Genomic DNA, 238 nt, shown 5'->3' on the forward strand with positions numbered 1-238 from the left:
AATTCTCATCTCGCCTACCTGTGTCGGTTTACGGTACTGGCGCCTTCCCCCTCACTAGAGGCTTTTCTTGGCAGTGTGAAATCGTGACCTACGTCCCTACGGGACTCCGCATCGTTCCTTGACTTTGATGCCTGACGGATTTGCCAATCAGACGGTCTTGAAACTTGCACATGCACTTCCATCCGCATGCGTCACTATCCTCCTGCGTCCCCCCATTGTTCAAACGGTGGATCGGCGG

At 54.2% G+C, this 238-nt stretch carries 1 rRNA gene; it reads right to left on the reverse strand.

The annotated features are described in order from the left end of the window. Window positions 1-238, reverse strand: a 23S ribosomal RNA gene (locus ACZGCQ_RS17040); the annotation flags it as partial.

The organism is Exiguobacterium sp. HSB13 (assembly GCF_056764755.1).